We start from the raw sequence: 13,126 nt of genomic DNA, 5'->3' as shown, positions 1-13,126 counted from the left end.
CTCCCTGCGTGCCCGTTCTCCCCATGCCTAGGGCTACGATGCATAGTAGTTCTAGGTATCAGGCCCGCACAAGAAGCAGGGATCGTGCGCGAATTGGGGCTCACCGCTCACCGGCAGCGCCCTCACGTGCAGGGGAGCGGGCCTCCGGCGAGCGGGATGCCGGTGCGGCGGGCCTGGGCGACGGACGCGGCGGAGTCCTCGCTGCGTGCCGCCTCCGTCGGAATCTCCGGGTCGGCCGGGACGGTCGGACGGCCCGGCGGCGGCGTGTACCCCTCCAGCCGGGCGGTGCCCCACACGTACGTGTCGGCCTGGGCGCTGCCGAACGGCGACCAAGCGAGCCGCGTCTGACCGGTCTTGTCCTTGGTGTCCGAGTCGTACACGAGGATGTTCGCCGCGAACCGCTCGGGATCGGCCGCGGCCGGCAGCTCCCCGAGCGGGATCTTCGCCTCGATCGTGTAGCCCCGGTACGGATCGCCGACCGCGGCGGCGACGCGCATGCCGGGCGCGGTCTCAGCGGCGGGACCCTGACGGTTGTCGGCGTCCCGCTCCGCGACCGGGCCGCCGCCTCCGTCCGTGTACGGGAAGATGCCGGTCTTGAACGTGACCGAGGTGTCGTCGCCGTCGCCGCGGGGGTCGAGCGCGATCTCGACGGAGTCGGTCCGCCAGTGCCTCTTGGCGTCGTCCGGGTCCAGGCCGGTCCCCTCGCGGTCGTCCGTGACCGTGACCAGCACGAAGAGGTCGTCGCCGTGCCGGGACATCTTCGCCGTCGCGGAACAGTCGGCGTCGCTCGCCTCGTCGCCCTCCCAGTGCCGCAGGCGCAACTCCGGCCCGGGGTACTCGCCTTCGCCCTCGACGCCGTTCAGCACGGGAGCCGCGGCCACCTCGGGAACGGTGGTGGACGGGGCGGCCGGGAAGCGGGGCTGTGCGCCGTTGGCAAGCCAGGGCATGCCCACGCGCCGCGTCCACTCGCGGAACTCGGCGTACAGCGGCCGGAGTTCGTCCTGCTCGCGCACGGGCGCCTCGACGACCTCGCCCCCGTGCACCAGCACGCTGAACCAGTCCGAACCCAGCTTCTCGGGGTCGGTGGGGACCTCGGGCGGCAGCGCGGCCCAGCCCTGGGTGCGGTACATGCGGCTCGCGTCCCGCTCCACCTGCGCCCAGGACTTCCCGTGCTCGCGCGACGTGTGCCCCGACCAGACGCCGACCACGGGCAGGCCCGTGTCCGGGTCTCTACGGCGCTCCCGGGGCGGTTCCGGCCCGAGGAGGTCCGCGAAGCTCTGGTTCTGGGACAGCAGCCTCCGGGGCCGCCACGGCCTCAGCCCCTCGCACGTCAACTGGCCGGGGAACGCCCGGCGGTCGCCGGCCAGGAAGAACGCCTCGATCGCCAGCCGCGCCGACATCTGGTGCCCGCCGTGCTGGTTGAACGGGCGCGGGTCCATGGTCACGACGGTGTGCGGCGTGGCCATGCGGAACAGCCGGACCATGCGGTCCAGGGTGTCGCGCTCGTGCCAGATCCGCTCGGTGAGCGGGGCGGAGAGCGTGTACCAGAAGTCCGGCTTGTCGAGGTAGAAGATGTTCTCGATGCCCGCGAGCGCGGTCGCGGAGCGCTCCTCGTCCTCGCGCAGCATGCCGAGCGGCGCGCCCTCCTCGGGGCCGACCGCGTTGCCGCCGCCCTCTCCCCGGGTGATGGTGACGACGCCGGTACGGAGCCCCAGGCGCTCGTGCCACAGGCCGAAGGTGGAGAGGTTTCCGGACTCGTCGTCCGGGTGCGCGCTCACGAACAGCACGTCGTGGTGGGCGGGTTGGTGCCTGCCGTGATGCCGCTCGCCGCCCGTACGCCGCTCCGCCGCCTGCGCGGCGGGCATCCCCGCCGTGTAGACGGCGCCCACCAGGCCGGAGGCCATGGCGGCGTTCACGCGCCGCCGCGAGAGCCCCGCCGTGCCTTCCCCGTTCGACTCGGTCACGATGCAAACCCCTCTGCTTCGCCGCTGCTTCGCCTCTGCATCACGTCGCCCGGCAACTCTTCGGCATCTGCCGTGCCGGGGCAAGCGTGTTGCGCGCAGCGAGAGGGCGCCGCACGGGTGTCGGGGCTCATCGGTCGGCGGGCGACGAGCCGATGGAGACCACGCGTGCCCACTCGGGCGGCGAGTCCGGCGCGCGATCGGGGTGGCCCTCGTGCCGCGACCGGCCCGGCCGCTCCCGGGGGAACAGCCCGACCACCGTCCGGCAGGGCGGTCGCGTGCCGGGCCAGGGCGTCTGCCCGTCGGTCAGGGCCACGACCACGTCGGGCCGGGGCTGCGCCCGAAGGGCCTTGGCGAAGCCCGTACGGAGATCCGTACCGCCCCCGCCGACCAGCGGGATTCCCTCGGCACTGCACAGCGGGTGCACCGTATCGGCCGCCGCGTCGCACGGCACCACGCTGATCAGGTCGCGACGGCCGCCCAGCGCACGGGAGATCGCGGCGACTTCGAGGAGCGCGCTGCCCAGCTCGGCGTCGCTGACGGACCCGGACGTGTCGATGACCACGGCGACCCGTGGCGGCCTGCGCCGGAGGCTCGGCAGGACCACGCCCGGCACACCCGCCGAGCGCCGCGACGGCCGCCCGTACGTGTAGTCCTCGCCGACGCCGGGCCCGGAGACCGCCGAGCGGACGGCCGCGCCCAGCAACTCCCGCCACGGCTGCGGCGGATGGAACGCCTCCTCCGCCCACCGCCGCCATCCCTTCGGGGTGTTCCCCGGGCGGGCGGTGATGCCCTGCGCCACCCGGAAGCGGACCGCGTCCCGCTCCTGGGCGCTGAGGCCGTGCGCGCCGTCCGGTCCCAGGTCCCACTCGCGTCCCAGCCCGTCGGCGCCGCTGCCGCAGTCCAGCCAGGCCATGCTCTGCGTGTACGGGCCGAGCCGGAACCGGCGCAGGTAGTCCTCCATCAGCTCTCCCTCGGGCAGCCCCAAGTCCCCCGGCTGGACGGCCCCTTCGGGGCGGACGAGCCCCTCTCCGTACACGTCGTCGTTGATCTCGCAGTCCGCGGCGATGTTCATCCGCAGCCGCTCACCCGCGCCGGCCGGCCCGCGCCGCCGTGCGATCCGGTCGCTGCGGCCGTGGTGGTCGCGCAGCAGGTGCGACACCTCGTGCACCCATACTCCGGCGAGCTCCTCCACCGGCGTACGGTCCACGAACGCGGGCGAGACGTAGCACCGCCAGTGGCGGTCGACGGCCATCGTCGGCGTCCGCCGCGACTCCACGACGTGCAGGGCGAACAGGGCGGTCGCCAGATACGGCCGCACCCGGACGGCGTGCAGCCGGGCGGCGAAGAGCTTGCCGAGGTCCAGCGCCCCCGGTGCCGGCGCCGTCATCGGCGCGCCTTCGCGGCGACGGCGGCGGTCCGTTCGGCCACGCGGTCCGCGCGCCGGGACAGCGACGCCACTCCGGTGAGCCGCTCGATCGACTCCGGAACGTCCCAGCCCTCCTGGCGCAGCGACCCGAGTGTGGCCGCGGGGACCACGACCACGTCCGGGGCGCCCGTCTCGGCGGCCCGTACGAGCAGCGTCCAGGCCGCGTCCCAGCGGGACTTCTCCGGGCGCGCCCTGATCGCCTCCACCACACCGTCGAGCACGGCCTGCCGCAGATCGCCGCGCTCGGGCAGGGCGGCGCCGTCCGGGTCGGCGAGGAGCACCTCGGGGTCAGGCAGGTCCATCCGGTCCAGGGCGGCCAGCAGCTCCAGCCCGGGGCCGTCCCCCACCGCGCCCCTGACCAGCAGGGAGAGCACGTCTCTGGACGAGCCGGCCGCCGTCGCGAAGGCGATCAGCCGCAGCGTCGTCTCCCAGCTCCGGGGCGACGGCCAAGGACCGCCCCGGCGGGCCTCGTTGCCGGGCAGACGGTGTACGAGGCCGGGGCGCGCGGCCAGGAGCCCGCACACCGCGCGGCGGGCGAAGGCCACGGACTCCGGCAGCCGTTCGGGGTCGAGCCGCGGCAGCGTCGCCCGGGGCCAGGTCCCGCCGAGGCCTCGTACGACGACCTCGTGGTCGTGGCTCCACTGAAGATGCACGAACCGGTTGGCGAGAGGCGGGCTCAGCTCCCAGCCCTCGGCGGCAGAGGACCGCGGATTGGCGGCGGCCACGATCCGTACTCCCGGCGGCAGTTGAAGGGCTCCGATCCGGCGCTCCAGGACGACGCGGAGCAGGGCGGACTGAACGGCCGGTGCAGCGGTGGAGAGCTCGTCCAGGAACAGCAGCCCGTGTCCGGCCCGTACGAGGCGTACCGCCCAGTCCGGTGGAGCCATCGGCACGCCCTGCTCCGCGGGATCGTCCCCGACGACGGGCAGTCCCGCGAAGTCGGACGGCTCGTGCACGCTGGCGATCACGGTGGTCAGCGGAAGGTCCAGGGCCCCGGCGAGCTGGGTCAGGGCCGCGGTCTTGCCGATGCCCGGCTCTCCCCAAAGGAGTACGGGCAGATCGGCGGCGACTGCCAGCGTCAGGGCCTCCAGCTGGACGTCGGGACGCGGTTCGGTGGTGAAGTCGCGCAGCAGAGCCAGCAGTTCGCCGGCGGTGTCGAGGCGGGAGGCGGGGGCGGAAGCGGGAGCGGCGGCAGTCGCGGAGGTGGCAGTGGTCTGTGCGGACGGGGTGCATGTGGGCATAAGTGATCACCTGTGAGCTCGTGGCGGGCGGAGTGGTGTCCGGTGACGTGCGAGGTGCGTTCGTGACGTGCGGGTGCGTTCGTGACGTGCGGGGTGAGTACGGTGCGTCGGGCCCCCGCGGGCCCCGGTCGGTCAGCGGGAGGTCGCGTGGCGTGGGAGGGCGCGGCGGTCACGGGAGCGCCGGTCACGGGTGCCGCGTCGCTCCGGGGCGTTGCGGGCGGGTCCGGGCTCGGCCAGGCCCGCCCTGAACAGCCCGTAGGAGACGCGGCGTTGAGCGGCCGCCGCCAGTTCGTCCCGCAGCGGACCGCTGCGCAGTGTCGCGTCGGAGCCCAGCAGGCCCTCGACAACGGCCAGGGCCCCGGCGGTGTCGCCGTGATCCAGGCGCTCGCGGACGCCGGTGAGGCAGTCCGGGCGGCGGTGTGCCTCGTCGATCGCCCGCAGGCAGGGCAGCGGGGTGCCGCCCAGGGCGGCCAGAAGCTCCTCGCGCCGGATCTCGGCCGGGTCGTGATCCAGAGGGGCCAGCACCCCGTCGACCAGGCCGATTTGGTGCTCGGCTCCCCGGCACCGCACGAGGCGTGGCCGTCCCGCTCCCCCGTCCCCGGACCTGGATCCGGCGCCCGCTGACACGGTCGTCGGACGATCCGGTACGAGCGCGGAGGAGACCAGCGGGTGCAGCCGGTCGGCCTCGATGAGACCGGCACGGATCAGTTCCAGGTCGGGCAGCACCCAGGTCGCCGCGTCGGGCAGAACCGGCAGCGCGGAGGCACCGCCGGGCGTGGAGGCGCCCCCGTCGGCGGCCCGCAACTCGCGCGTCCCGGGCCGGGTTCTGCTTGCCGCCAGGTCCAGGACCAGCCGCTGACGTGCCCCGAACCGTACGGTGAGGCCGCCGGTTGACCGTCCCTCGGCCTGAAGCAGAATCGCCGCCTCGGCGGCCCACCGGTCGACCGCGCAGCGGTGCCCCGGAGGCACGCTCACCGGCAGATCGGGATCCGTCGCCAAGCCGCCGTCCATGGGCGGGCGTCGGGCGCCGGACCGGCCCGCGAGCTCCTCGGCCCTGCGCGCGTCCCACAGGTGCCGGTGCAGATCGAGGCGGAATCGCCGGTTGGGACGGGGATGCGGATGGCCGCGCGTGCCGTCCTCGTCCCGCGATCCGTTCCACAGCGCGAGGCTCATCCGCTGGCCGCCGTCCGCCCAGGCAGGGGGAGTACGCACCACCAGGTGCACCGGGCCCTCGCCGTCACGCCCCGCGGTGCCGTACCGCGCGAGCGTGAGGGTCAGCCCCGGGCGCAGCAGCCCGTCGGGAGCGACCCTCGGCATGTGCCAGCGCAACAGATCGGGCGCGAGACGGCGAAGGTCCGCGCGGATCCGGGATGCGATCTCCCGGCCCGAACCACGCGCCAGGGAACGGAGATCGAGGTCGACGTCGATGCCTGCGGCGGCGCACGCCCCCGCCCAGTCGCCGACGCTTCGGCGGGCGGTCGCTGTCTCGATCATGGACGGCGGTACGGCGAACTCACGCACGCGCCGCCAGAGGGAAAGGCGGGAATCCCCGTTCGCGGTCTCAGTGAGCATCAGCGCTCACCTTGCGCGGACGGGACCCCCAATCTGTCAACAATGTGAGTCGTCATCGCCCGGGATGGTATCCCCCTCGTCTCGATCTGTCAGGTGCCGTGGGGACCGAGGGAGGCCGACTCCGCGCGGAGAGAGGTCAGTTGGCAGGCCGCAGGACGGATCGGTCGAAGAGCGCGACACGCCTCCAGGACTGGCGGGAGCCTTCGGCACCAACACACGCTCGGACCGCCCACGCCTCTCCCGGCGCGAACGGGACGTACTGATCGAGTGGTTCCAGTCCGAGTCGAAGGAGCTCGTCGCGAGGAAGCTCGGAATCCAGGCGCGCACGGTGAGCACCTATCTGGACCGCGTACGCATCAAGTACGCCAACGCCGGCCGCGTAGCGCGGACGAAGACCAACCTCGTGGCGCGGGCCATCGAGGACCGTCTGATCGGGCCCGAAGACCTGTAGCGGCGCAGGACTCCGGTCGCTGCGCCGCTGACTGCGCACCGCACGCGGCACGGACCCGCGGCCCCGGCATCGGCCGGATCAGGGCGTGGCCGCCTCCAGGAAGCGTTCGAGCTCGGCGCGGGTGTCGGGGCCGCACGGCTGGAACACGACCTCCGTGACGCCGCGCTCGGCGAAGTCGTCCAGGCGGCGCCGGATCTGGTCGGGGGTGCCGCTGACCGTCACGTCCTGGAGCATCCCGTGACCGCCCGCCTTCCACGCGGCCTGGTCGGCCTCGTTGAGCTCGACGCAGTGGCCCTCGTGGACGGCGAGGTGCCGCTGCCCCTCGGGGGCCCGCTCCACGACGTCCATCCACTCGTCGCCGCCCGGGAGTTCACGCACCGCGGCGGGACCGCCGAACTCGTAGGCCCCGTGGTAGGCCAGGGCCCAGCCCGGTCCGCCGCTCAGGCGGGCGTGCTCGGAGTCGGTGGCCTCCCCCTCGTCGAGCACCGTTCCCCATACGAGGTTCGGCACCCACGAGTACTCGCTCATGAACTCCGGCAGCTGGAGCGTCACATAGAGCCCGTCGGCGAGCTGCTTGGTCACCTCGTGCCCCTTGGGCCCGAGGGCGCTGATGAGCACGGGTACGTCGACGGGACGGGCGGGCGCGTGTCCGTCGGGATGCAGCATCTGCATCTGCGCGCCCTCCCATTCGACGATCTCTCCCCGCAGCAGCGCGCGGTAGGCGCGGATGTAGGAGTCCATGAAGGACCAGGTGATCGCGCGGTATCCCATGGCGCGGCGGCCCGTGAACCCGGTGCCGAAGGCCACCGCGACCCGGCCGGGCGCCAGTTCGGCGAGCGTGGCGGTCGCGGCGGCGTTGACCATCGGGTGGCGCAGGCTCGGGATGAGCACGCCGGGGCCGAGGCCGATCCTCTCGGTCCGCTCGGCGGCCAGCGCGAGGGTCATCCACACGTCCGGGCTCTGCTGAGGCGTGTCGTAGACCCACGCCCGCGCGTACCCCAGTCGTTCGGCCAGAGCTATGTTGTCCGGCGAGTCGAGGGCGGTCGGGAAAGCACAGGAGACATCCACGGCCCCTCCATTTCAGATGTCGGATCGGATGGACGGCTGGATCGGGCGGAGGCCCCGCGGCCCGCGCCGCAAGGCGTAAGGCCGGGCCCGGCCGGGCCGGGCCGGGCCGGGCCGCTCTAGGGCAGGCCCGCGTGCGGTATCTCGACGCGCACCGCGAGCAGTTGGGCTTCGCGTACGGGCCTGCGCTCGTGCTCGGGGAAGGAGGGCGCGGCACACAGGTACAGGGTGCGGCCGTCGTCGCCGCCGAGCATGCAGGCGAAGACGCCGGTGCCGGTGGGGATCTCGTCGATGATGTCGCCGCCCTCCTGGACGCGTATGACGCGGGCGTGGAGTGCGTCGGCCACCCATATCGCGCCGTCGGCGTCCGCGCAGATCCCGTCCGGGCCGACCTCTAGACGCTCCACGGCCTCGCCGACGTCCTCGGTCTGAGGCGTCTCGCCGAACTGCGCCCACACGCGCCGGTTGCTCAGTTCGCCGTCCTCGCCGATGTCGAAGGCGGTCAGCCTGCCGGCGAACGTCTCCGCGACGACGAGCACTCCGCCGGGCAGGATCACCATGCCGTTGGGGAAGCCGAGGTCCTTCGCCGCCGTCGACACCGTGCCGTCGGCGTCGACCCTCGTGAGGGTGGTGTAGCGCAGCGCGGCCCCGCCCATGAGGTCGAAGCCGAAGTTGCCCACGAAGGCGCGTCCGTGCTCGTCCACGACCATGTCGTTGAGCACCCCGGTGACGGCGCCGGACAGGTCGGCGTGCTGCGTCAGCTCTCCCGACTCCTCACGGACGAGGAGCCGGTGATCCCGCATGGAGACGATGAGCGCGCGCCCGTCGGGCAGGAAGCCCAGTCCGGACGGCTGGCCGGGCACGTCCGCCACGACCTCGACTCCGCCGCGGCCGTCGGTGGAGACGACCTTGTTCGTGTAGAAGTCCGAGACCCACAACCGGCCGTCGTGCCACCGCGGGCACTCCAGGTAGGAGTATCCGTCCAGCACGACCTCCAACTCCGGGGTCGGGGGCTGTCCTTCCTCCATCGTGACCTCGTTCCCGTACGTCGTTTCCGTACGTCGTCCCGTACGCCGTGGCCGGCAGGTCGGAGGGCTCGTCCGGGGGCGCTCCGGAGAGCGAGCACGTCGCACGACGGCCGCCTGCCGAAAGCCGTCGTGCCGTGCCGTGACTGACTAAGCGCATAGTCATTCCGTCTCAGTCCGGCGTCAAGAGCCCTGACAGACCGGTGTTGAAGAAGGCCGTCTGCGGTGGTCTCGTGGCCGCCCTGGGGGCTTGTCCGTGCCGGGAGTTGACTAAGCGCCCAGTCATGCGCCCGTGGTACACATTCCAAAGGCACTCGTCGCGCAGGGCGTCACCAGGCAGTCACCGCATCAGGCAGTCACCGCATGCGAGCCGTGACCGGGCCGGGGCCGGGCCGCAGCAGGGCCGGGGCGGAGTCGGCAGCGAAGCCCGAACCGGTACGGAAGCGCAGGAAAGGGCGTCTCGGCATGGCCAAACGGCAGGCCCGCTTCACACCGCAGGAGATGGACGACGATCCCCGCCTCCAGGACCAGTCCCCGGAGCTGTGGCGCGGGGAGTTCGGGGACGTCGCGAGCGGCCTGCTCGCCTCCGCGGTCCGCTGCTTCGCGGCCAACGGGTTCCACGCCACGACCACGCGCGACATATCCGCCGGGGTCGGGCTCAGTCCTGCCGCGCTCTACGTGCACTTCCCGTCCAAGGAACTCGTCCTCTACGAGATCACCCGGATCGGCCACGAGCGCGCCCTCGCGCACGTACAGGTGCCCGAGGTCGAGGCGGCAGCCGGCGCCGCGGAGCGGCTGCGCCTGATCATGAAGCGGTACACCGCCTGGCACGCGCGCCACCATGTGGCGGCGCGAGTCTGCCAGTACGAACTCAACGGGCTGACCCCGGAGCACTACGACGAGATCCGCGAACTGCGCCGCCGTACCAACGAGGTGTTCCGCGACGTCGTCGCCCGCGGCGTCGCGGACGGCGCTTTCGCGCAGGTCGACGTGAACAGGGTCGTGCGCGGCACGCTCTCACTCGGCATCGACCTGGTCCGCTGGTACCGGCTGGACGGGCCCGACTCCCCGGAGGAACTGGGCGAGTTCTACGCCGACCTCGCGCTGAAGATGGTGACGAGCGCCGCGCCGGGCGAGCAGCCCGCGGGGTCGTCGCGGCAGGGCAACGGCCGGAAGTCCGGCGGCGCGCACTGGCGTGGCGCGGTGCAGCCCCCGGTGGAACGCGCGACCGGGAACCCCATGCCGCGTCCGAGGCCGCCGGCCTGAAGCGGCGATGGCGTGCTCTGGCGCGGTCCCCGTGACGCAACAGCGAGGCCCCAGGTGTCGTACTCCCCGTCGATGCAAGGGACTTGCGCCGTCAGGACGGGCACGTGCGGCGACCGCTCTGGACTGGGGCCCGCGCGCGGGCACATGCTGAGTCATGCTGCTTCGCCAGTTGGAATACCTGGTCGCGCTCGCCCGGGAACGGCACTTCGCGCGCGCCGCCGCGGCGTGCTTCGTCTCCCAGCCCTCGCTGTCGGCAGGCATACGGAAGCTGGAGAGCGACCTGGACGTACCGCTCGTCCAGCACGGCGCCCGCTTCGAGGGGCTGACCCCGGAGGGCGAGCGCGTACTGCGCCGGGCCCGGATCATCCTCCACGAGCGCGACGCGCTCCAGCAGGAACTCGCCGAGATGCGCGGCCAGTTGACGGGGACTCTGCGGCTGGGGGCCATCCCGACCGCCATGACCGTCGCGTCCCTGCTGACGACGCCGCTGTGCGAGCGCCACCCTCAGGTGACCGTCGAGCTGGAGTCGCTGTCGTCACGCGACATCATGCGGCGGCTGGCCGAGTACGAGATCGACGCCGCCCTCACGTATCTGGACGACGACGCCTTGCAGGGCGTACGCAAGTTCCCGCTCTACGAGGAGCGATATCTGCTGCTCACGCCGGTGGACGGGCCGTACGCCACGCAGCCGGAGGTGAGTTGGGCCCAGGCGGCGCAGGTTCCGCTGGTGCTGCTCTCCCGGAGGATGCGCAACCGCCGGATCCTCGACGAACTCTTCGCCGCCGACAAGGCCACCGCCTCCCCCGCCGTCGAGACCGACACCGTCGACGGCCTCTACGCGCACCTCGCCTCCGGCCGCTGGTCGAGCGTCATCTCCCATGCCTGGCTGCATATGTTCGGCATCCCGGCCGGGATGCGCGTGGTCCGGCTGGCGCACGCCGCGGCCCACCGTTCCAGCGTCGGCCTCGTCGTCACGGCGCACGAGCGCGAGTCCGCGATGGTGCGCGCACTGCTGACGGTCGCGGGCGGGGCAGGCGTACGCGACGCGCTCGACACCCTGCTCAGGGCGCACCTGGAGTCATAGGGGGCCGCTATCCCCGCATAGAAGACATTCCTTTGACCGTCCCGGCGCCGCGCGAGGACCGTGAAGACCGTCCCGCACCCCGCCTCGACGACGAGGAGCCCGCGCCATGGCCAAGGTTCTCTGTGTGCTGTACGACGACCCCGTCGACGGATACCCGGCCTCGTACGCCCGCGACGACCTGCCCCGCATCGACCGCTACCCCGACGGGCAGACGACCCCCTCCCCGCACGACACCGACTTCACCCCGGGCAGCCTGCTGGGCAGCGTCTCCGGCGAACTCGGCCTGCGCGCCTTCCTGGAGAGCCGCGGCCACACCCTGGTCGTGACCTCCGACAAGGACGGTGACGGCTCGGAGTTCGACCGCGAACTCGCCGACGCGGACGTCGTGATCTCCCAGCCGTTCTGGCCCGCCTATCTGACGGCCGACCGCATCGCGAAGGCTCCGAACCTGAGGCTCGCCGTCACCGCGGGCATCGGCTCCGACCACGTCGACCTCGACGCGGCCATCGCACACGGCGTCACGGTCGCCGAGGTCACCTTCTCCAACAGCATCAGCGTCGCCGAGCACGTCGTGATGATGACGCTCTCCCTCGTACGCAACTATCTGCCGTCCCACCAAGTCGTCCTGGACGGCGGCTGGAACATCGCCGACTGCGTCCAGCGCGCCTACGACCTCGAAGGCATGCACGTCGGCACGGTCGCCGCCGGACGCATCGGCCTCGCGGTGCTCCGCCGCCTCGCCCCCTTCGACGTCAAGCTGCACTACGCCGACCGGCACCGCCTGCCGGCCGATGTGGAAGAAGAGCTCGGTCTGACGTTCCACGCCTCGGCGGCGGACATGGTGCCCCACTGCGACGTCGTGACCATCAACGCACCGCTGCACCCCGAGACCGAAGGGCTCTTCGGCGACGAGCTGCTCGGCACCATGAAGCGCGGCGCGTACCTCATCAACACCGCCCGCGCGAGGATCGCGGACCGCGACGCCGTCGACCGTGCCCTGCGCAGCGGCCAGTTGGCCGGATACGCGGGCGACGTGTGGTTCCCCCAGCCCGCACCGGCAGACCACCCCTGGCGCACCATGCCCCACCAGGGCATGACACCCCACGTCTCCGGCTCCACGCTCTCCGCGCAGGCCCGCTACGCGGCCGGTACCCGCGAGATCCTCGAAGCCTGGCTCGCCGGCACGCCCATCCGCGAGGAGTACCTCATCACCGACGGCGGTGGCCTGGCGGGCGCCGGAGCACACTCCTACTCGGTCACGGCCGGCGGCGGCGCCTGAGCCACGGCTCGGCTCCGGCAGACGCCCTCGGCCAGGCATGGACGGCGTGGTCGAGGGGTGTCGCCGAGGGAGCCGCCGAGTAGCCACGCGGAGCCCGGCGGAGCTCCGAATGCCGGGACCCTCAGCGCCTCGCGTGGCGGATCTTCAACCGCCCGAACCCCATGGCCCCGGAGACGCGAACCCTGAGCCCACCCGGGCCGGAGCTCCGCGGGGGCTTGTAACGCGGGTCCTTCCACACGGTGCTCAGACCCTCGACGTCGACGACCGCGTCCCGGGGCACCGTGATCTTCGCCCCGCCGGTGCCCAGTTGCAGCTCGATGTCGACGACCGGATGCTCGACGACCGCCCGCGACAGATCCAGACGCACATGTCCGAACGCGGACTCGACCTTGAGGGTCCGCGGCACCCGCCACGCACCGCGCCGCCGGGTCCGCCCGCTGGCGGCGCCGATCGTGGACGCGGTGCCCGCGTCCTTCTCGGGGAGCGACACGAGAGCCGACGCGAGCTCGCCGTGCGTCGAAGCGCTCAGCGCCCGGTGCAGCCGCTCGTCCATCTCCTCGTGGGAGATGCACCCTTCGGTGTACGCCTCCTGCACGCGCCGCACGGCGGTGTCGCGGTCGTCGTCACCGACCAGCGACGTCGGGTCTTCCGGCAGGGAGGTCACGGTCTCACCTTAGTGCCGCGCGGGCGCTGCGCCTCTGCCCAGTCCGCGACGGGCCCCCGCAACGGCCGACTCCCCCAACCGCTTCGAAG

11 protein-coding genes are annotated in these 13,126 nt (G+C 72.8%); 4 read left to right on the top strand and 7 right to left on the bottom strand.

Annotation, left to right across the window (positions count from 1 at the left end; all coding sequences use genetic code 11):
- Nucleotides 1–122 precede the first annotated feature (122 nt).
- From QQM67_RS00470 to QQM67_RS00455, 4 genes are all read right to left on the bottom strand, one after another.
- Nucleotides 123–1,964, bottom strand: coding sequence for a sugar-binding protein (locus QQM67_RS00470; protein WP_314171398.1), 1,842 nt, complete (start codon nt 1,962–1,964; stop codon nt 123–125).
- 127 nt (nt 1,965–2,091) lie between these two features.
- The gene (locus tag QQM67_RS00465) at nt 2,092–3,351 is read right to left on the bottom strand and encodes a vWA domain-containing protein (RefSeq protein WP_314171397.1); all 1,260 of its coding nucleotides are present in this window, start codon (nt 3,349–3,351) and stop codon (nt 2,092–2,094) included.
- Nucleotides 3,348–4,631: an AAA family ATPase gene (locus QQM67_RS00460; RefSeq protein ID WP_314171396.1), complete on the bottom strand. Its 1,284-nt coding sequence runs from the start codon at nt 4,629–4,631 to the stop codon at nt 3,348–3,350. Before QQM67_RS00460 ends, QQM67_RS00465 begins: the two co-directional genes overlap by 4 nt.
- A gap of 132 nt (nt 4,632–4,763) precedes the next feature.
- On the bottom strand, nt 4,764–6,203 hold the full coding sequence (locus QQM67_RS00455; RefSeq protein ID WP_314171395.1) for a hypothetical protein: 1,440 nt from the start codon (nt 6,201–6,203) through the stop codon (nt 4,764–4,766).
- On the opposite strand from QQM67_RS00455, the gene QQM67_RS00450 reads away from it, so the two are divergent.
- Complete coding sequence (locus QQM67_RS00450; RefSeq protein ID WP_314171394.1) at nt 6,124–6,654, top strand: helix-turn-helix transcriptional regulator; 531 nt, start codon at nt 6,124–6,126, stop codon at nt 6,652–6,654. The two genes, QQM67_RS00455 and QQM67_RS00450, sit on opposite strands and share 80 nt — an antisense overlap.
- Before the next feature lie 78 nt (nt 6,655–6,732).
- Here the strand turns inward: QQM67_RS00450 and QQM67_RS00445 are convergent, their stop codons facing one another.
- Both QQM67_RS00445 and QQM67_RS00440 read right to left on the bottom strand, forming a co-directional pair.
- Nucleotides 6,733–7,722 carry an LLM class flavin-dependent oxidoreductase gene (locus tag QQM67_RS00445; RefSeq protein ID WP_314171393.1) on the bottom strand — a complete coding sequence of 330 codons (990 nt, stop codon included), beginning with the start codon at nt 7,720–7,722 and terminating at the stop codon, nt 6,733–6,735.
- Between the two features lie 116 nt (nt 7,723–7,838).
- Nucleotides 7,839–8,747 carry an SMP-30/gluconolactonase/LRE family protein gene (locus QQM67_RS00440; RefSeq protein WP_314171392.1) on the bottom strand — a complete coding sequence of 303 codons (909 nt, stop codon included), beginning with the start codon at nt 8,745–8,747 and terminating at the stop codon, nt 7,839–7,841.
- 462 nt (nt 8,748–9,209) lie between these two features.
- On the opposite strand from QQM67_RS00440, the gene QQM67_RS00435 reads away from it, so the two are divergent.
- The 3 genes from QQM67_RS00435 to QQM67_RS00425 all read left to right on the top strand — a co-directional run bounded on the left by QQM67_RS00435 (nt 9,210) and on the right by QQM67_RS00425 (nt 12,373).
- Nucleotides 9,210–10,010 (top strand): TetR/AcrR family transcriptional regulator, encoded by an 801-nt coding sequence (locus QQM67_RS00435; RefSeq protein ID WP_314171391.1) that lies wholly within the window; start codon nt 9,210–9,212, stop codon nt 10,008–10,010.
- Between the two features lie 154 nt (nt 10,011–10,164).
- Nucleotides 10,165–11,094, top strand: coding sequence for a LysR family transcriptional regulator (locus QQM67_RS00430; protein ID WP_314171390.1), 930 nt, complete (start codon nt 10,165–10,167; stop codon nt 11,092–11,094).
- A 106-nt stretch (nt 11,095–11,200) separates the two neighbouring features.
- Nucleotides 11,201–12,373, top strand: coding sequence for an NAD-dependent formate dehydrogenase (locus QQM67_RS00425; RefSeq protein ID WP_314171389.1), 1,173 nt, complete (start codon nt 11,201–11,203; stop codon nt 12,371–12,373).
- 121 nt (nt 12,374–12,494) lie between these two features.
- Here the strand turns inward: QQM67_RS00425 and QQM67_RS00420 are convergent, their stop codons facing one another.
- Nucleotides 12,495–13,037, bottom strand: a complete 543-nt coding sequence (locus QQM67_RS00420; protein ID WP_314171388.1) for a DUF1707 SHOCT-like domain-containing protein — start codon at nt 13,035–13,037, stop codon at nt 12,495–12,497.
- Between the last annotated feature and the right edge of the window lie 89 nt (nt 13,038–13,126).

It is taken from the genome of Streptomyces winkii (assembly GCF_032248595.1).
GTDB lineage: Bacteria > Actinomycetota > Actinomycetes > Streptomycetales > Streptomycetaceae > Streptomyces > Streptomyces winkii.
The sequence above is the reverse complement of the archived record's forward strand: the minus strand, read 5'-3'. Positions and strand labels throughout refer to the sequence as shown.